This window comes from Methylibium rhizosphaerae (assembly GCF_006386545.1).
In the GTDB taxonomy this organism is placed as follows: Bacteria; Pseudomonadota; Gammaproteobacteria; order Burkholderiales; family Burkholderiaceae_C; genus Pseudorivibacter; species Pseudorivibacter rhizosphaerae.
On the sequence record NZ_SWAR01000032.1, the window covers coordinates 38,603 to 57,960 of the forward strand.

Genomic DNA, 19,358 nt, shown 5'->3' on the forward strand with positions numbered 1-19,358 from the left:
TGCGCTGCCGCGGTTCAACCCTCGACCACGCGCTTGCCCTTGGGGTCCATCTCGTCGTTCTTCTTCACCAACGCCTGCTGCAGCACGAGGTACTCGGTCTGGACGAACTGCTTCATCTTGTCGAGCAGGCCATCCACGCTGGCTTGCGCACGGGCGTCCGGGGTCAGCTTGCCGTCGGACTCCACATACTGCGACGGCTTGGCATAGCCCGCCCGGACCACCGCATGCAGCAGGTTGCCCAGGCTCTTGTCTTCACCGATGCGCGCTTGCGGCTTGAACTCGCCGCCATCGTGCTTGACGGCGTAGTAGCCCCTTTCGCCCACGCCGATCAGCAGCGCCTGCGGTGGATTGCGCCCGGTGATGGACTGGCGGGCATGCTGCAGGTCGACCTTGTCGTAGGTCTGGTTGATCACCGTGCCGTCCTTCGGGTTGCCGAGCTTCGGCGCCGCGCCCGAGTCGTCCACCGGCACCAACTGGATGGGCTGGCGCAGCATGCTGGTGGCCAGCCAGGCGAGCATCTCGGTGGAGGCGGTGCCCTTGTCGCGCAGCGGCGTGTCGAGATTCATCTGCGTGATCTGCCCGGCGACGCCGCGCGCCTGCGTGCGCGTCTCTTCCTTCCGAAGGCCTTCGGCACGGCCACGTTCGACGTTGAACGTGCCTGCCAGCTGCGCCTTCTTGCTGAACCAGGCGTGGTGCACGTTCTCGGTGGCCTGGTCGAGGAAGGGCACGATCGGGTCGCCGCGCAGGATGGCCATGTGGATGCCGTCCTTCGTGGCGCGTGTGGCGCCGTCGGAGGTGTAGGGCTTGCGCCAGCGGGCCTCCTCGGTGCCCGGCTGGCCCTGGTCGTTCACCGACTCGAGCTGCCGGCCGGTGAAGTAGTTCTTGGTTTCGGAAATGGCCTCGATGTCGTTCTTCTTTTCGTCGAACTTGAAGAAGTGGCCGGACTTGGGATCGATCATCAGCGCGCCGTCCTCCGGCTTCTTGTCGAGCTGGCCTCCATGCTTGTACGCCATGAAGGCGTCGTGCGCGAGCTCCAGCGCATAGGTGTCCACCGCCTTCATGTAGACCACCTGGCCGATGTCCTGCTTGTTCGCCTCCGGCTTCTTGGCGCCCTTGCCCGCGGTCTCGTCGATCAGTTCCACATGCATCACCGCGCCCGGCATCATGATCACCTCGCCCTGCACCAGGTCGGCCCACTTGGCGATGTTCACGCCGCTTTCCTGGTTCATGTCGATGCGCAGGCTGTTCTCGCGCGGGGCGCCGCCGTAGTTGGAGATCGGCAGGTTGAAGCCGGCCGCCATGGGGGTTGACATGGTGGCCGACAGGATCTCCGTGAGCACGCCCCTGCTGCCCACGGTCATCAGGCCGGCGTCGCCCGGCTTCTCGCCGCCTTCGAGCCGCGCCTTGTAGGCGGCCTCGGTGACCACCGCGCGGAACATCTCGGTGGGGAACTTGTCGGACACCTGCGCGCCGAGGTTGACGTACAGCGCCTCGATCGGGTCCACCTTCTGGTTCTTGCTGCCGTCGATGTTGCCGCGCCGGTTCATCACGTTGTAGGGCACGTCGATGCCCGGGGCGACGCGCTCGTGCTGCAGCTCGCCGGTGACCTGCCAGCGCAAGGGATAGTGGAAGAACTGCGATTCCACGGTGTAGTCGCGCACCGCCATCTCGATGCGGGCCTGCACGGCCGGCGGCAGCTGGTCCTTGGACTTGATGGAGTCAATGCCTGGCTCCTGCGCCATGCGCAAGTTCTTCTCGTAGGTCTTCGACTGCGGCAGCGTGCTGAAGGTGGTGTGCTTGCGTGAGACGCGTGCGTCGCTGCCGAACGAGCGCGGCACCAGGTCGTAGCCAACGTTCACCGGGCCGGGCACCCGTCGCTTCCCCATGCTTTCATCGTCCTCCCGGAGGCTGTGGTCGGCCGCTTCGGGCACCTTTATCACGTGGTCGTACAGGGCCTCGGCCTGCTTGTTCGCGAACTTCTGCTGCCGCGTGGAGGCTTCCTCCAGGCTGTTGGTCATGGGGCTCATCAGCAGGCGAGAGGTCTCCTGCGGCGAGGCGCCCGCCGATTCGGAGTGCTGCGCAGCGGACAGCTTGTCGCCCGCCAGTTTGACGCGGGTGTCGAACCGTTCCTCGTTCTTCTGGAGGTGCGCCAGCTGTGGCTGCTCATCGAGCGTCGCGAACTTGCCGGCCCTTTGTACGTTGTCGCGGATCGACGGGTCTTTCTGCACCTCGGCTTCGACCGCTTTCTTCATCAGCCCGAGCTGCTGCGACAGGCCCTTCAGCCAGTCCGGCGCCAACACCGACGGCTGCTCCAGCACAAGGTCCACGCGGTTGAGTTTCTGCTTGACTCGTTCCGCGCGAAGCACGTGATCGCTGTGGAACTCGGGACCGGACTCCCATCTCGCCGCTCCGGCGACCACGTCCTGGGTCTTGGCATGCAGCGTGGCCATCAGGCCGCCGGCCTCGGCATGCAGGTCCTTGAAACCTTGGACCTTCAACTCGTCAACCATGCCCTTCATCGCCGAGCCCACCTTGGCCGCCAGGTGTTCGATGTGGTACTCCTGCGACAGCTGGCCGTTGAAGGCGCTGGCGTTGGCGCCGATGACGCCTGTCGCGTTGAGCCCTTCCTTGACCCCCGGTGTGACGATCTGGTCGTAACCGCGCGTCACCAGGCGGTTGATCAAGGCCTCGCTGAATGTGGCGGTCGACAGGCCCTGCTGCGAACTGCCCGCGTTGCCGATCGCGCGGGCCACGTTGTATTGCACACCCTGGGCCACGTCCAGGGCTGCGTTGGCCAGGGGGTGGTTGCTGCGGTCGGGGCCGGCATGCTGGCGCCACAGCTCGATGCCGCCCTTGGCGGCGGAGGTCCCGGCCAGCGTGCCGAAGTCGATCGCACCGCCGCGGGCGATGCCCATGCCTTTCTGCAAGCCCAGGTTGATCATCAGGCGCACCATCTCTTCGCACATCGGGACGGCGAATTGCTTCAAGTTCCTCATGATCTCGCCTTCAGGCCGGCGTTTCCACGGCTCGGGCAACGCGTGAGACGCCGCGTCCATCGCCAAGGTGAGCGCCTCCTGGACCAACACGATGCTCGCGGCCGCCCCGGCCAGCTGCCCGCGGCTCACCGATCCCGCGCCCGACGCGCTGATCGGCTGGATGCCCGGCATGTAGTGGCCGTCCTGACCGCCCTTCATCTTCTCGTTGAGGGCGCTCATGGCCCACACATAGAGGAACTTCGAGGCGGTGTTGAGCACGGCGTTCGCCACGCGGGCGAGCTTGCTGCGGTCCTGCCCGTCGACGAGCGGCTGGAAGGTGGCCAGGCGCAGGCCCGCCTGCACGAGCGTCGCGCCGTGGTCCTTGATCAGCGGGCCGGCCTTGAGCTGATCGCCGGTGGAGGTGACGAGCTTGGGGTCCGCGAAGCCGGTCTTGCTGCCATGCGCGCCGGTGTCGCGCCCGTGGTAGCTGTACACGTCCACATCGGCCTGCACCTTGCCCGCACCGCCGAAGGCCGCCATGGATTCCTGGTGCGCCTTGGCGGGCTGCGGGTTGGCGAGCGACAGCTTGATGCCTTTTTTGTCCACCTTGAGGTCGTGCACCGCACCGTCTTCGGTGGTGATGCGGATGTGCGCGCCGGGCGTGGCCCTCACCACCGCGTCGCGCAGGCCGGACACGCCGGCCTCGAGGTCGGGCTCCCGCCGGCCGAAGAGTTTCTCTTTCGCCGCATGCAGCCGCCGCTGCGTGTTGCCCTGCTTCACGCCCTTGTGGTCGAGGGCCGGGCCCATGAGCTCCCAGCCCTTGATGCCGTGGATCTCGGCCAGCGTGGGGCCTTCGCACCAGGCCGGCGCCAGCTTCCTGACCTCGCCGGGCAGGCTGTCGGACAGGATGCTCTCCTTGCGCGGCGCGTTCCCGTTGTCGTTGCGGAAGATGATCAGCCGGTTCTCGGTGGCGTTGTAGTCGAGCTGGAACTTGCGCGTGCCGTTGGCCAGCATCGGCCCTGCGCCCGGGCACATCGCCGCCTCCGAGTTGGCCCAGCTTTCGCGCCAGGCCATCTTGGTGTCGTTGGGCGGCAGCGGCATCACGGGCGTGTCGGACTCCTTGCCGTCGCGCCGGGCGACCAACTCCGATTCGTTGGACAGGCGCTTGATCTCGGAGCGCAACGGCGTCTCCATCTTGTTCTGTACCTTGCCCAGTTCTTCGTGGCCGGCGGCGGTCGTCGCGCTGCTGGAGGCGACGTGAGGCGAGTGGGTCGCCATCGCCTTCTCCAGCGCGCTGAAGTCGATCAGCCGGTCGCCATAGCCCTTGACGAAGAAGCGCTCCCCGGCGGGCTGCGCCGCATCCGCGCTCGGCACCTGCGCCTTGATGACGGCGAACTGCTCGGCCACGACGGTGCGCCCCCCCGGGGTGCCGGGCGGGCCGTCATAGGCGGGAATCTTCAGGAGACCGACGTGATCGTTCATCGACGCCAGCTGCTTGCCGGCCGATGCCGAGGGGATGAAGTGAGCGCCGAAGCTCGCTTCGAAGGCCTGGAGCTGCTCGCGGGTCGCCCCGTACTGCTGCAGCGTGTCGACGTATTTCTGCAGGGGCGGCCTGTTGTCCGCGACGAGCGCAGCGGCCACGCCTTGGGCCGCGACCTCGGCCGCCTTCTGGAGCGCCACGGGAGGGTTGACGTCCGCCAGCTCGATCTCCTGCCGGGCGGACGTCGAGGCGATGGCGCTGCCGCGCGGCGGCAGGCTTCCTGGTGCCGACGACGTGCGTGCGGGCAGTGCGCCGCTCGCGGCCGCAAGTGGCTGTGAGGACGGCTCGAGCCTGGCCGAGCTGCTGCCGACTGGGAGGTCCGCCGAAGGGGTAAGGGCGGTGCTGGATGCCTTGCCGACGCGATCGATGGCCATGGTGGTCTGGAGCGGTGGCTCCACAGCAGCTACTACTGCCGGCCAATCTAGGGTTTCGAGCGGGCGGCCCCGGGGCGCGGTGCGAACAGCTTCTGCTGCGCGCGAAGTGAAGGGATGGCGGAGGCCGCCCGCCGCCTCACAGCGCCGTGGGCAATACGGGCACGGGCTCGAGGGGCATGGGCGTGCCCTGTGGTGCCTGCAGAGCCGCCGCGCAGTCGCCCTTGGCGTACCTGAAGCGGGCCTGCACCGCCAGGCCGACAGGGTGCTGCGTGAGCCAGGGCCCAAGGCCAGCCAGCAGCGTGCCGGCGGCGTCGAGCTCGCCGTCCTCGATGGCCAGCCATGCGCCGTCCAGGCAGGCGTAGGCGCGCCACATCCCCGCCGGGGCGGTGGCCGCCACGTCCCCCAGCCGGCGGCGTGCTGCTTCGCGGTCGCCGCGCAAATGAGCCATCAGCGCCTGGCCATGGCCCAGTGCCGCATGCAGGGTGGGATCGTCGCCCAGGCCGGGCAGCTCGAGCGCCTGCGCACGGGCGGTTTCGGCGGCCTCGGTCTGGCCCGACAGCGCCAGCGAGATCACCCTCCACGGAATGGCGTCCCGCACGTACAGCAGGGCCTCCGAATCGCGGAAGATCGCCATCGCCTTGTCGAGCATGTCGGCGGCCTGTTCGTGTGCGCCTTCGCAGGCGGCATGGTGGCCGCGGGCCGTCAGCAGGAAGGCGTTCTGCACCGGGGCGCTCGTCTCGACCTGGTCGGCCTCGGCCATCAGGCGGCGCATCTGTGGCAGCGACCGGCGCTGGCGGTAGAGCAGGCTCAGCCGTTCGATCGCGATGGTGCGCAGCCGCAGGTTGCGCATCGACTGTGCAATCGGCAGCGCACTCTCGCTGTTGCGAACGGCTTCGTCGAGCAGCCCGAGATCGACGCACGGGTACACGGCGTTGAGCAGCGTCATCGCATGCAGATCCTGCAGGCGGTGCTGCCCGGTGAGCCCGATCACGTTGCGGAAGATGTCGAGGCCGCGCTGCGGGTCGCCCATCGCCATGGCCGCCAGGCCGAAGCTGCCGAGAAAACGCACATGCTCGACCACGTCGCCGCCGGCGTCGTGCAGGCGTTCCATTTCGTCCAGGCATTGCCGCGCGGCCGCGAAGTCCCGCTCATGGATGAGTATGCCGATCAGCACGCGCAGGGCGGACTTCCGCTCCTGCGTCTGGTTCAGCTCGTCGGCCAGGCGCATCGCCTCGGCGAGGTGTGCCTTGGCATGCCGCAGGCCCTGGGGCGAGAGCCGGTTGTTGTAGGCCCTGGCCAGGGCTTCGTGCACGGCGATGGCGAGGCGGGGCTGGCCCGCGGAGCGGACCTGCTCCAGCAGCCGCTCACCCAGGGAGAACGCGGCTTCGTCGCCGAGGAATGACAGGGCCCGAAGGTATTCGAGCTGGGCTCCGGTGTTGAGCGGCTCGATGTCGAGCACGACCTTGAACAGGTTGACCGCCGTGCGCCACCGGTGCTCGCCGCTGGCCTGCAGCGCGCGCGCCAGCGCCTCGTTCACCAGCGGGTCGGCCGACTCGTAGCCGACGCTGGCCGGCGCCGCGTCGCCGTCGAGGACCAGTGCCGTGAGCGACGATGCCAGGCGCTGGCCGAGCCCGGTGAGCTCGGGGCCCACCAGGCGCTGCTGCCCGGGTTGCGACGACACGGTGTAGACGAGCACGTACTGGTCATGCTCCTTCGACACCGCGACATGCACCGCATGCCGGGCCCCCAGCAGGCGCGTGGCGACTTCCATGCGCTGTTCCGGCGGGGCCTGCGGTGCCAGCGTCTGCAGCGCCATCAGCAGCGAGCTGAGTTCGGGCAGTTGCAGCCGCGGATCGCTTTCCAGCGCGCGGGCCACCATGGACATGAGACCCAGCTCGATCCAGTCGAGGTCGGCCTGGCCGGTGCTGTTCTCGAACGGCAGCAGTGCCAGCGGCACCCGGCCGCGCGGTACGGGACGGCTCGCCGGCAGGGCGGCCGGCGGCTGCGGCCGGGCCTGCAGGGCCTGAGGGCTCGGCGGCTCGCCCTGCAGCAAGCTGCCGGTGAACCGGTACCCGGTGCCGTGCACGGTCTTGATCAGCCGGGCCACCCTGCCGTTGTCGCCGATGCACTGGCGAGCCTTCATGACCGCGCGGGCAATGACCCCGGGCGACGGGCATTGGCCGGGCCAGAGTTCGTCGAGCAGCTCGTCCTTCGTGACGACCCGATCGCGGCGGTGGATCAGATACACGAGCAGGTCGAACGGCCGCGGTTCCACCGGCTGCAGCCGGCCGTCGAGCACGATCTCGCGGGCGGCCAGGCGCACCTCGCAGCGCTCGAAACGGAAGCAGGTCTCGTCCATGGGCGGGACCCGGGGTCAGGGCAGCGTGGCGATGCGTTCGCGCACGAGCGCCAGCAGGCGCGGCCCGTCGACGTGGGTGTAGACGATCGCGTTGACCCGTTCGCCGTCGGTGCTGCTGTCGCTGCGCAGGCGCCGCGCGCAGCTGCGGCCCTCGTTGGGGCCCGGGAGCCAGTCGACCTCCACCGTGCAGGCTTCGCCCTTGAACAGCGAGGGCTCCAGCAGCCAGGCCACCGGGCAGGCGTCGTGCAGCAGCGGGTCTTCGAGCGCATAGGCGCGCAGCATGGCGTGTGCGGCGCGGCCGCAGCGGGTGTCGAGCATGCCGAGGGATTCGATCCAGTCGGCCGCCATCACGGCTTTCGAGGTCACGTCCAGGCCGAACATGTGAACCTGCCGGCCGGACTCCATGACCGTGCTGGCGGCCAGCGGGTCGGCGTGGAAATTGAACTCCGCGAGCGGCGTGATGTTGCCCGGCCGGAATGCCGCACCGCCCATCACCACCAGCGCCTTCGCGCGCCGGAGCAGGCCTGGATGCTTGATCTCGGCCAGGGCCAGGTTGGTGAGCGGTCCCACCGCCACCAGCGTGACGCTGCCGGCAGGTTCGGCCAGCAGCATGCGGGCGATGAAATCGCTCGCATGTTCGGCGGCCGGTGCACGGCCTGCGGGCAGCACCACGCCGCCCAGGCCGTCCTCGCCGTGCACGAGGTTGCAGCGGGCCTCGGCCTGCGCGAGCGGGCGCACCGCGCCTGCGAACACCGGCACGTCGTCGCGGCCTGCCAGGCCCATGAGCCGGCAGGCGTTGGCGGCGGTGATGCCGGCCGGCCGGTTGCCGGCCACGGTGGTGATGCCCAGGAGCTCGAGCTCGGGGCTGCCGCAGGCCAGCAGCAGCGCGAGCGCGTCATCGATGCCCGGATCGCAATCGAGGATGAGGCGCGTCATGCAACCGCCTCCGGTGCGCTCATGTTCATGTGCTCGTCGATCTCTGCGCGCGACGGCTGTGCCGCCTGCGCGCCGGGTCGCTGGCAGGCCAGCGCGGCGGCGGTGGATGCGAGCGCCATGGCGCGCTCCGGTGTCTCGCCGGTGGCCAGTGCGCCGCACAGCACGCCGGCATAGGTGTCGCCCGCGCCGGTGGTGTCCACCGCCTGCACGGCCGGGGCGCTGGCATGCAGGTGCCGGCCGTCGGGCTGCACGAGCATGGAGCCGGCGGCGCCCTGCGTCACCAGCACGTCCAGGTGCAAGGCGCTGGCCAGCCGCTGAGCGCGTTGCAGCGGGCCCTCGCCGGCGATGCCGCGCTGTGCGCACAGCTGCTCGAGCTCGATGCCGTTGACGATGAGCAGGTCGACCGCGTCGAGCGGCTGCAGCAGCTCCTGCGGCGGCAGCGGCGATGCATTGAGCACCACCTTGCAGCCGGCCAGGCGAGCACGCCAGGCGAGCGCCTGGCTTTCCGGCCAGGGCACTTCGAGCTGCAGCAGCAGCACGCGCGAGTCGTGCAGCACCGTGTCGGGCACCTGGGCGGCACACGCTGCATGGTTGGCGCCGGGCGCCACGACGATGGTGTTCTCGCCCGCCTCGCCGACGGTGATGACGGCCAGGCCGGTCGGGTCGCCGGCCGACACTTCCACACCGGCGAGGTCCACGCCGGCCTCGCGCAGCAGCGCCAGCGCGGCCGTCGCGAAGGCGTCCTGCCCCACCTTGCCGAACAGCCGGGTCGGCACGCCGAAGCGGCGGGCGGCATGGGCCTGGTTGGCGCCCTTGCCGCCGGGGGACAGCAGGGCGTTGCCGCCGAGCAGCGTTTCGCCCGGCTGCGGCAGCCGCGCGCTGCGCACCGAGACGTCGAGGTTGATCGATCCGAGGACGGTCAGCATGAGGACTCCGCGAGCGGCGGCTCCTGGCCGCCGCCAATGATGCGCTCCACCGCGGCCCGGTCGGGCATTGCGCTGCGTGCGCCCACGGCCGTGACGGCATGGCCGGCGGCCGCGCAGGCGAAGCGCAGGCAGTCCTGCAGGCCGCGGCCTTCGAGCCTGGCCAGCAGGAAGGCGGCGTTGAAGGTGTCGCCGGCGCCGGTGGTGTCGGCCACCTGCGGCTGTGCAAAGGCCGGCTGCAGGGCCGTGCCTTCCCGGCTCGCGGCCACCGCGCCGGCAGCGCCCAGCGTCACCACCACCGCCTGCAGGCGGCTTTCGGCCAACAGGGCTGCGAGCGCCTCGGGCGTGGGCGATCGGCCGGTGCCGGCGGTGAAGCCGGATTCGTTGAAGAAGGCGATGTCGGCCAGCGCGATGCGCTGCAGCATCGCGTCGCGATCAGGCGCCACGGCGGCCTCGAGGTCGATGGCGACCTGCGCGCCGCATTCGTGCGCGAGGCGGCTGGCGTCGGCGAAGGCTTCGAGGTCGTAGGGCATGGCGTAGAGCACCCGCGTCTGCCGCAGCGCCGCGGCGAGGTCCGCAAGGTCGGGCTCGCACGGCGGCATCGGCAGGTACACGATGGCGCGGTCGCCTGAAGGCGGCACCATCGCGATCACGCAGGCGCAGGCACTGTGCGGTTCGGTGCGCAGGTGCGTCATGTCGACGCCGAAGTCCTGCAGCGACTGGCGAAGCAGCGCCGCGTGCGCGTCGTCGCCCACGCGCCCGTAAACCGCCGCGCGTCCGCCCAGCCTCGAGAACGCACAGGCGGCGTTGGCGGTGGTGCCGCCGGCATGGATGCCGAGCGGGCGGCCGACCACCTTCTCGCCGAAGCGGGAGGCTTCCTCCAGCGCGACGACGACGTCGGCGCACGGGTCGCCGTGGGCGAGCAGGTCCCAGCGACGCGACATGGCCGGCACCGTCATGCGAGCTGCCGCTGCAGGTTGTGCCAGGCGATGGCCGACAGCCCGCCGGCCAGGGCGTCCAGGCCGTATTCGGGCTCGTTGACCGCGCGGAACTCGGCCAGCAGGTCCTGCGGCAGCCCGGCAGTGCCGGCGCAGGCGCCGGCGATGGCGCCTGCCATGGTGGCGATGGAGTCGGTGTCGTTGCCCATGGAGGCGGCCAGCGCGATGGTGCGCAGCGGGTCGCCCTTGGCGTACACCAGCACGCCCACGGCGGCGGGCACCGACTCGGCGGCGAGCACCGAGTTGCCGACCAGGCGCTCGATGCGCCGCATGAAAGCGTAGTCGTCGTCGGACTTGCGCGCGATGTCGATGGCCAGGTCGAGCCGGGCGAGGTAGCTGGGCCCGGCCACCGTGCGGGCACGCTCGCGCGCCAGTCGCTCGCCGATGCGCCCGCCTTCGATGGCCGCGGCGACCGCGTCGTCGATCGACGGCGACACCAGCGCCTGCGACACCGCCGCGGCGATCGAGCAGGCAGCCGAGACGGCGACGTCGGTGTCGTGCGACGGCAGGCAGGTCACGAAGGCCTGCTCGCAGGCGGCTTCGAGATGGCCGGGGTGCGCCAGGCCCGCGGGCGCCACCCGCATGGCGGCGCCGTTGGTGATGCCCACGGTGGTCATCTTGCGGCGCGAGCGGCCGATGACGCCCACGCTGGCGGTGTCGGCGCCTTCCTGCAGGGCCTTCACGATGCCGGCGGTGCTGGGGCCCATGAAGCCGGCCTTGGGGCTGGTGTTCACCCAGTCGAGCAGGCAGTTGACCCAGCCGTCCTGGTCGAGCCGGCCCCCGGCGGCGACCAGTGCGCGGGCCAGGTAGTACATCTGGCTGGCATCGTCGGTCACCTCGGCGCGCTTGCCGGCGTTGGCGCCGGCGAAGGTGTCTTCGGAAGGCTGCTCGAAGCGGGTGACGAGGCCTCCGAAGGCGGCGGCGATTTCGTCGATGGTCCATTGCTCGGTGGGCGCGCCGAGTGCGTCGCCCATGCCGGCCAGCGACAGCGAAGCGAGGATCCGGTCGTGGATCACATCCTGGTTCATGCGGGAGTCCTGTTCTTTCGGAGAGAGGGGCGGCGGCCGGCGAAGACCAGCGCGCAGATCGTGATGAAGGGCGGCACCATGTAGACCACCTGCGTGGGCAGGTCGAGCGCGCCCAGCTGGGTGGCCAGCACGGTGGAGGCGCCGAACAGCAGCGAGGCGCCCAGCGTGCCGAGCGGACGCCTCGCGCCGAGGAACACGGCCGCGAGCGCGAGGAAGCCGCGGCCGGCGCTCATGTCGGCCTGGAAGAGCGTGAGGTAGCCCATGCTGAGGTAGATGCCGCCCAGGCCGGCCAGGGCGCCGCTCATCAGCAGGGCCAGGTAGCGCACCCGCTTGACCGGGATGCCGGCGCCGAGCGCGGCGTTCGGGTTCTCGCCCACCGCGCGCAGCCAGGTGCCGTAGCGGGTGCGGGTGAGGAAGGCCCACAGACCCGCCACCGCCAGGAAGGCGGCATACACCAGCACATGGTGGCCGTGGCCGCCGTCGCCGTTGAGCAGGGTGTCGAGTGCGGGCAGGTCTTCGAAGCCGGGGATGTGCAGCGACGGCAGCGACGGGCTGTGCAGTCCCGCGGTGGAGCCCTTGTCACCGACGATGGTGACCAGCAGGAACACGGTGAGCCCGGCGGCCAGCAGGTTGATGGCGATGCCGGCCACGATGAGGTCGGCGCCCAGCTCGAGGTGGAAGAAGCCGAGCATCGCGGTGACCAGCAGCGCCGCGGCGAGGCCTGCCGCGCAGCCGATCCATGCATGCGCCCATACCGGAAGCCCGGGCAGCCACTGGCCCGCGTACACCGAACCGAGCACGCCGAAGAAGGCGGCGATCAGCATGAGCCCTTCGAGCGCGACGTTGATGCTGCCCGCGAGGTCGGACACCAGCCCGCCCAGGGCGGCGAAGAGGATGGGCGTGGTGGCCCGCAGCACCGCGACGAACAGCGTGGCGGCCAGCAGCGCCCAGCCCGCGAGGTCCATGGTCATGCGTGCCCCTTGCCTTGTCGGCGAAATCCCAAAGCGTTCACCGCGGTGAAGATGGCCCGGCTCATGGCGCTTCCTTCACGTGAAGCCGCATCCACGCCGGCAGCTGCCACCGCGGCAGGAGCCGCTCGGCCACGACGAACAGGATGATGAAGGCCTGGATCACCAGCACCACTTCGCGCGACACGTCGGTGGTGCGCTCCATGGCCTGTGCGCCGGCGCGCAGGTAGGCATAGAGGAAGGCGGCCATCGGGATGTTGCGCGGTTCGTTGCGCGCGAGCAGGGCGACGACGAGGCCTTCGAAGCCCATGCCGGGCGTCAGGTCCACCGGCAGCCGCTTGAGCAGCGCATTGCTCACGTGCATGCCGGCAAAGGCGGCGAAGGCTCCGCCGAGCGCCATGGACAGCATCACCGCGCGCTCGACCGGCATACCCACCTGGCGCGCGAAGGCCGGAGCCTGGCCGACGGTGCGGATCTCGTAGCCCACGGTGGTGCGCATCAGCAGGGCCCACCCGGCAGCCACCACCAGCGGCACGGCGAAGAGCATCGCCGTCACGTTGGTGCGCGCCAGCAGGTTGGGCAGCAGGGCGGCCTCGGGCAGCACCGGCGTCACCAGGAAGCCGGCATTCGGGTCGCGCATCCACTGGGTGATGACGAGCCGGTACAGCTGCACCGCGATGAGGTTGAGCATCAGCGTGGTGACGATCTCGCTGGCGCCGTGGCGGGCCTTCAGCCAGCCCGGCAGCAAGCCCCAGGCAAAGCCGGTGAGCAGCGCCGCGACGAAGGCCGCCGGCATGACGAGGTACCACGGCCCGCCGATGGCGAGGCTCACCGCGGCGGCGGCCAGCGCCGCGAGGAACATCTGCCCGTCGGCGCCGAGCGAGAACTGCCGCGCGCGGAACGGAATGGCGATCGCGAGGCCCAGGAAAGTGAGGGTGATGGCGTCTTCGATCACCGAGCCGAAGCGCACGAGCCGGTGCACCTGCCAGCCTTCGGACGCCGAATGGCGGATGTCGGGCAATGCGCCGGTCAGCAGCGCCAGGCAGGCGCGCAGGGGCTCTGCGCTCACCATCGCGGTGATGGCAAAGCCGACCAGCAGCGCGGCCGCGATGGCCGCCGGCAGCTGGAGGGCCTGCCGGAGGGAGGTGCCGGAGGTGGGGGTGGAGGTGGTGGAGGGTGTCACGCCGGAACTTCTTCAGGGAAGGGGGTGATCTGCGCGGGCGGCGTGAACGGCGCCTCCAGCGTGGCAGCCGCGCCGGCATCGCCGCGCAGGCCGGTCATGTACAGGCCGAGCTGCTGCGCGCTCACCGTGCCGGCCGCGAAGTGGGCCACGATGCGGCCCTGGAACATGACGGCAATGCGGTCGGAAAGCTCGAGCAGCTCGTCGAGGTCGGCCGACACCAGCAGGATGGCGGTGCCGGCATCGCGCAGCGCGACGAGCCGCTGGCGCAGCGACTGGGCCGCGCCGATGTCCACGCCGCGCGTGGGCTGGCTGGCCACCAGCAGGCGCGGCGACGCAGCCACTTCACGCGCGAGCACCACCTTCTGCATGTTGCCGCCCGACAGCGAGCCGATGTGCACGTCGGCCGAGCGGGCCACCACGCCATGCTCCTGCAGCATCCTCTCGGCGGTTTCGCGAGCCGAACGGGCGTCGAGCCAGCCGAAGCGCGACAGCGGCGGGCGGTGGTAGCGGTTGGCCATCGCGTTGTCGATGATGCTCATGCCGGGGGCCACGCCGTCGTGCAGGCGGTCCTCGGGAATGGCGGCGACACCGGCCGCGCGTGCCGCACGCGCGCCATGGCCGCTGACCGGCCGGCCGTCGAGCTGCACCTCGCCCTGCGCCGGCGCTTCGAGGCCGGACAGCACGGCGGCCAGCGGGGCCTGGCCGTTGCCCTCGACCCCGGCGATGCCCAGGATCTCGCCGGCGGCGATGTCGAACGAGACCTGCTGCAGCGGCATGCGGCCGTCCCGGTGCAGCACGGTGAGGTCGCGCGCACGGACCAGCGGCTGCGCCGCCCGCGCCTGCACGCGCTGCACCCGCAGCGGCACCACGGTGCGGCCGACGATCATCTCGGCGATTTCGGCCTCGGTGGCGCTGCGCGAACGGGCGCGCCCGGTGACACGGCCGCCGCGCATCACGGTGAAGCGGTCGGAGATCTCGCGCACCTCGGCCAGCTTGTGGGTGATGAGCACCACGGTGAGGCCGGCGGCCACCAGCTGGCGCAGCGCGGCGAACAGGGCTTCGATCTGCTGCGGCGGCAGCACCGCCGAGGGCTCGTCGAGCAGCACGATGCGGGCGCCGCGGTACAGCACCTTCAGGATGCCGACCCGTTGCTGCTCGCCGATGGAGAGGTCCTCCACGCGCGCCAGCGGATCGACCGCGAGGCCGAAGCGCTCGGCAGTGGCACGTACCTCGTCGGCGGCGCGCCGGCGGTCCAGCCAGAAGCGGCGCAGCGGCTCACAGCCGAGCACCACGTTGTCGGCCACGGTGAAGCTGGGTACCAGCTCGATGTGCTGCGGCACCAGGCCGATGCCGGCGGCGATGGCGTCGCCCGGCTGCTGCAGGTGCATGGTGCGGCCCTCCAGCAGGATCCGGCCCGAGCTGGGCTGTTCCAGGCCGTAGAGCATCTTCATCACCGTGGACTTGCCGGCGCCGTTCTCGCCGACGATGGCATGGATCTCGCCGCGCTCGACGCTCAGGCTCACCCGGTCGTTGGCCAGCGTGCCGTTGGCATAGCGCTTGGACACCTCGCGCAGCTCGATCAGGGGGACGGCCGGGGTGGCGTTCAAGCTCACGCTCATTGCAGCTCCTTCGTGGTGCTGAAGGCGCTGGGCACCCGCCGCTCGCCGCGGGCGATGGCGGCCTGCACCTCGTCGAGCGAACGCAGCAGTTCAGGCGGTGCCTGCGACAGCACGTCGGACTGGCGCGCCAGGCTCACGCCCTGCTCGGCCAGGCCGAGCGACTGCGTGCGGCCGTAGGCCAGCTGCCCCTGCAGCGCCTGGTCGATGGCACGTACCACCGCGACATCCACGTTCTTGATCACCGAGGTGACGATGCGCGAGGCCAGCTGCGGGTTCGACGTCCGGTACATCGCGTACTGGTCCATGTCCACGCCGATGGCATAGCGGCGGCCTTCGAGGGCCGCCTCGTTGACACCCTGGCCGGTGGCACCGGCCGCATGGAAGATGAGGCCCACGCCGCGGCCGAACTGCGCCTTGGCCACCTCCTTGCCGGCGGCCGGGTCGGAGAAGGAGTTGGCGTATTGCGCCAGCACCGTTTCGCTCGGCACGGCGGCCAGGGCGCCGGCGCGGAAGCCGATGATGAAGTCGTCGATCACCGGGAACTGCATGCCGCCCACCACGCCCAGGCCGCTGCCGGGCGGTACGCCGGGCAGGCCGGCCTTGTCGAGCCGGGCCGCCAGGTAGCCGGCGAGGTAGGCGCCCTCGTTCTGGCGGAACAGGATGGAATGCACGTTGCCGCAGCGGCAGGCGGCGTAGTCGACCGCCGCGTCGTAGACCACGAATCGCGCGTCGGGGTATTGCTCGGCCAGCCGCTGCACGTAGGGCACCATGGTGAAGGTGCCGGTCACGATGAGGTCGTAGTCGCCGCTGTCGGCCAGGTCGGTGAGCGCGCCCTGCCAGCGCGTGGGATCGGTGCCGCCTTCGATCACCTTCACCTGCACCGGCAGCGTGCCGCTCGCCTCGCGCATGCCCTTGGCCGCCGAATCGAAGAAGGACTTGTCGCCCAGCGTGCCGTTGATGAACAGCACCGCGCGCAGCTTCACCTCGCCGGTGCGCCGCGCATCGGCGCGCTCGCCCAGCACGGCCAGGCCGTACAGCACGGCGAACAGGCCGGCCAGCCAGGCCAGTTGAACGAGCACGGAACGCAGCAGCGGCTTCATGATGTCAACGGGGTTGGGTCATGTCATGCCACTCGTCTTGGCGATGCGCGTGTTGTAGCGATAGCTCGCCACGTACTTCATCACGCAGTACTCGATCGGCTCGCGCCGCTCGGACAGCGTGATGCGCTCGCACAGCAGGACGGGCGACCCTTCGGCAATGCCGAGCAGGCGTGCGTCTTCGGCGTCGGCCGCGGCCGCGCAGAGGTTCTCCACCGCTTCGGCGGGTGCGAAGCCCGACTTTTCGGTCAGCAGCTTGTAGAGCGACTGGGTCTGCTCGATCTCCGCGCGGTCGATCTTCATGCCGCGCGGCAGCGGGAAATAGGCGTCGTGCAGGCCGACCGGCGCATCGTCGATCAGGCGCACGCGGCGCACACGGGTGAGCGAATGACCCGGCTCCACGCCCAGCAGGCCGGCGATGCCCATCGATGCGGCGACGCTTTCCACCGCAAGGATCTGCTGGCCCGGCACGCCGCCGCGCTGCGCCGTGTCCTGCGAGAAGCTGTCGATGAAGCGCGACATGCGCCGCACCAGCGCCGGGGCCACGAAGGTGCCGCGGCCGTGGTCGCTGTAGATGACGCCTCGTTCCTCGAGGTAGCGCACCGCCTTGCGCACCGTGTCGCGGCTGACTTCGTACTTCTCGGCCAGTTCGCGCTCGGAGGGCAGGGCCTGGTTGTCGGTGAGCAGGCCCTGCTCGATGGCGCCGCGAATGATGTCGGCGAGCTGCCGGTAGCGCGGCGTGGAGGTGGTCTGGATTCTTTCCGTGGCCATGGAGTGTCCCGTTCGGGGCTGGAGGAGCTGGTCGGTCTTCAATGTTGCCCGGAAGTCGTCACGGCGCAGTCATCGTATCGTGGTACGTACCAGAATGTCAATCAGCGCCAGCATGGTGCGACCCAAGGGAATGTACGCTCTCTGAGCACCATAGAGGGGTTGCATGAAACTCACACATCGTGAATTTGTATCAATTGACGACTGGTACGTACCAGGCCTATAGTGATCACGCGTTTCGTAAGGTACCCGACACACACCACCCACAGCCTTTGCGCACGGAGTCAACAACGATGCGATCCCTTCCCGGCCTGCCACGCAACCTGCTGGCCCTCCTGATCAGCACCCAGGTGCTGCCTGTGTTCGCGCAGGAAGCCGCCAAGACCGAGCCCTCGTCGCCGGAGCCGCCCGCCGCGGCAGCCTCCGCACCGGTGGTGCGGTCGATGGAGAAGGTCGTGATCACCGGCGAGGCGATCGGCGTGCGGCAGACGCGCGCCAACGTCAAGATCACCGCCGCCGATCTCGACTACTACCCGCCCGGCGTCAGCGCCGACAAGGTGCTCGAGCGCGTGTCGGGCATCCAGATGGGATCGTCCAACGCCTTCGGCGGCGACGGTTTCGAAAGCACGATCAACATGCGCGGTTTCGCGAAGGACAGCATCGGCTTCTCGATCGATGGCGTGCCCAACGGCCGCACCACGCTGGGCGGCGGTTCCGTGCCGACCCGCTATTTCGACTCCAGCAACCTGGCGGGCGTGGACGTCTCGCAGTCGGCCGGCGTGATCGGCTCGCCTTCGCACCAGGCGCTGGCCGGCCATGTGAACTACCTCACACAGGACCCGGAGCGCCGCTTCGCCGCGCGTGCCGAAGCCGCCGCCGGCAGTGCCGACTTCGGCCGTGTGTATGCCCGCATCGACAGCGGCGAGTTCGTTCCCGGCCTCACCAGCTACCTGAGCCTGTCGAAGGAGCAGTGGAAGGTGTCGTACGTCGAAGACCCGGCCGGCAAGAACGGGCGCGAGCACCTGGACTTCAAGGCGGTGGCCAAGCTCGACAACGGCACGGTGATCAAGCTGCGCAGCGGCTACAACGACAAGAAGGAAGAGAGCGGCACCAACATCGTGACGCTGCGCCAGTTCAACACCGACCCGAAGAACGACGGCTACACCGACCGCTGGACCGGCACTGCGTCGATCGACCGCAACTACCGCGAGCTGAAGGGCAACCCCCGCAAGGACGTGCTGAGCTATGTCGATGTCGACATGCCCCTGGCAGCCAGCCTGAAGCTCAACACCAAGGTCTACTACCACACGCAAAGCGGCATCGGCAAGGAAACGGGCGTGGGCACCGGCGGTTTCCCGGGCATGGACGGAAACGCCAACAGCATCTATTTCCGCGCCAACGAATACGACCTGGATCGCCGCGGCGTGCTGGCCGAGCTGGCCCGCAAGCACAGCGACCTGATCGACTGGCGCCTGGGCGCCTGGTACGAGCAGGCCAACCGCCGCCAGATGCGCAACTGGTATCCGGTGCTCGATGAAGCCACCGGCCCGGCCTACAGCAGCGTGGCCAGCTTCACCAGCGAGGACAAGCGCTGGGACAACCGCATCACCATGGGCTATGTGGCCAACCGCAGCAGCTTCATGGACGGCCGCCTGAAGTTCGACTATGGCGTGACCTACCTCGACAACGACGTGAGCTACGTCGCGCCCATCCACGACTCGCGCACCACGGCCACCTTCCCCAACGGGCGCCGAAACTTCGTCAACGAGGCCAAGGTGGACTCGGGCGTGCTGCCCAAGGTGGGCGCGCTGTATGCGCTGACCGACAAGACCGAGGTGTTTGCCGGCTACGCCAAGAACGCCGCGAGCGTGACCGATGCCACGCTCGAAGGCGGCTCGGCCGCCACGCTGGCCGCCGCTGCCAAGGTCAACAAGATGGACACCGCCAATGCGTTCGACCTCGGCCTGCGCCACAAGGGCGAGACCTACGCGCTGGGCGTGCAGGCCTTCGTGATCGACTCGAAGGAGACGGTCGCGGCCGACATCGTGAACACGCTGCAGTCCGAAAACGTCGACCAGGGCCGCCGCATCCACGGCATGGAGCTGACCTACAGCGGCCGCGTGGGCGACGCATGGCGCCTGTACGGCGCCTACACCTACCAGAAGGGCGAATACAAGCTGAGCGACGTCGACGCCAACGGCAACCCGGCGCGCGGCTTCATCCGCAACGGCGCCGAGCTGGTGGGCATCGCCCCGCACAACCTGTTCGTCGAAGCCACCTGGCGCCCGCTGGACGACCTGAAGCTGGCGCTGAACGGACGCTATGTCTCGAGCCGCGCCGGCTACTACGCCAACCCGCGCGTGGCCAACAGCGGTGTCGACGAGCGCCTGCCCGCCTATACGCTGCTGGGCCTGAACACCTCGTACAGCTTCAGCCGCGTGAGCTTCGGCCTGAACGTCGAGAACCTCACCGACAAGAAGTACATCTCCGGCATCGCGCCCGAGCTGATGACCTCGCCTTCGACGGTGGGCCGCTACTTCATCGGCGCGCCCCGCACGGTCGTGCTGTGGACCAAGGTCGAACTCTGACC

Annotated in this window: 12 protein-coding genes; 1 reads left to right on the plus strand and 11 read right to left on the minus strand. The window is 69.8% G+C overall.

The annotated features are described in order from the left end of the window. Window positions 1-14: 14 nt before the first annotated feature. From E8D38_RS20555 to E8D38_RS20605, 11 genes are all read right to left on the minus strand, one after another. Complete coding sequence (locus E8D38_RS20555; protein ID WP_140635043.1) at window positions 15-4,889, minus strand: hypothetical protein; 4,875 nt, start codon at window positions 4,887-4,889, stop codon at window positions 15-17. A gap of 136 nt (window positions 4,890-5,025) precedes the next feature. Further along, window positions 5,026-7,248 carry a winged helix-turn-helix domain-containing protein gene (locus E8D38_RS20560; protein ID WP_140635045.1) on the minus strand — a complete coding sequence of 741 codons (2,223 nt, stop codon included), beginning with the start codon at window positions 7,246-7,248 and terminating at the stop codon, window positions 5,026-5,028. Between the two features lie 15 nt (window positions 7,249-7,263). Next, on the minus strand, window positions 7,264-8,184 hold the full coding sequence (locus E8D38_RS20565; RefSeq protein ID WP_140635047.1) for a nucleoside hydrolase: 921 nt from the start codon (window positions 8,182-8,184) through the stop codon (window positions 7,264-7,266). Further along, entirely contained in the window at window positions 8,181-9,110 is a 930-nt protein-coding gene (locus E8D38_RS20570) for a ribokinase (protein WP_140635049.1), read from the minus strand. The genes E8D38_RS20565 and E8D38_RS20570 overlap by 4 nt, the downstream gene beginning before the upstream one ends. Further along, window positions 9,104-10,051, minus strand: coding sequence for a carbohydrate kinase family protein (locus E8D38_RS20575; RefSeq protein ID WP_181179307.1), 948 nt, complete (start codon window positions 10,049-10,051; stop codon window positions 9,104-9,106). Before E8D38_RS20575 ends, E8D38_RS20570 begins: the two co-directional genes overlap by 7 nt. Window positions 10,052-10,062: 11 nt before the next feature. Then, window positions 10,063-11,133 carry an ADP-ribosylglycohydrolase family protein gene (locus E8D38_RS20580; RefSeq protein WP_140635053.1) on the minus strand — a complete coding sequence of 357 codons (1,071 nt, stop codon included), beginning with the start codon at window positions 11,131-11,133 and terminating at the stop codon, window positions 10,063-10,065. Then, window positions 11,130-12,104: an ABC transporter permease gene (locus E8D38_RS20585; RefSeq protein WP_140635055.1), complete on the minus strand. Its 975-nt coding sequence runs from the start codon at window positions 12,102-12,104 to the stop codon at window positions 11,130-11,132. The genes E8D38_RS20580 and E8D38_RS20585 overlap by 4 nt, the downstream gene beginning before the upstream one ends. 61 nt (window positions 12,105-12,165) lie before the next feature. Continuing rightward, window positions 12,166-13,284 carry an ABC transporter permease gene (locus tag E8D38_RS20590; RefSeq protein ID WP_219851810.1) on the minus strand — a complete coding sequence of 373 codons (1,119 nt, stop codon included), beginning with the start codon at window positions 13,282-13,284 and terminating at the stop codon, window positions 12,166-12,168. Beyond that, the gene (locus E8D38_RS20595; RefSeq protein ID WP_140635057.1) at window positions 13,281-14,903 is read right to left on the minus strand and encodes an ABC transporter ATP-binding protein; all 1,623 of its coding nucleotides are present in this window, start codon (window positions 14,901-14,903) and stop codon (window positions 13,281-13,283) included. Before E8D38_RS20595 ends, E8D38_RS20590 begins: the two co-directional genes overlap by 4 nt. After that, the gene (locus E8D38_RS20600; RefSeq protein ID WP_140635059.1) at window positions 14,900-16,003 is read right to left on the minus strand and encodes a BMP family lipoprotein; all 1,104 of its coding nucleotides are present in this window, start codon (window positions 16,001-16,003) and stop codon (window positions 14,900-14,902) included. Before E8D38_RS20600 ends, E8D38_RS20595 begins: the two co-directional genes overlap by 4 nt. 18 nt (window positions 16,004-16,021) lie before the next feature. After that, complete coding sequence (locus tag E8D38_RS20605; protein ID WP_140635062.1) at window positions 16,022-16,771, minus strand: GntR family transcriptional regulator; 750 nt, start codon at window positions 16,769-16,771, stop codon at window positions 16,022-16,024. 290 nt (window positions 16,772-17,061) lie between these two features. On the opposite strand from E8D38_RS20605, the gene E8D38_RS20610 reads away from it, so the two are divergent. Further along, window positions 17,062-19,356, plus strand: a complete 2,295-nt coding sequence (locus tag E8D38_RS20610) for a TonB-dependent receptor (protein WP_140635064.1) — start codon at window positions 17,062-17,064, stop codon at window positions 19,354-19,356. The last annotated feature ends 2 nt before the right edge of the window (window positions 19,357-19,358 follow it).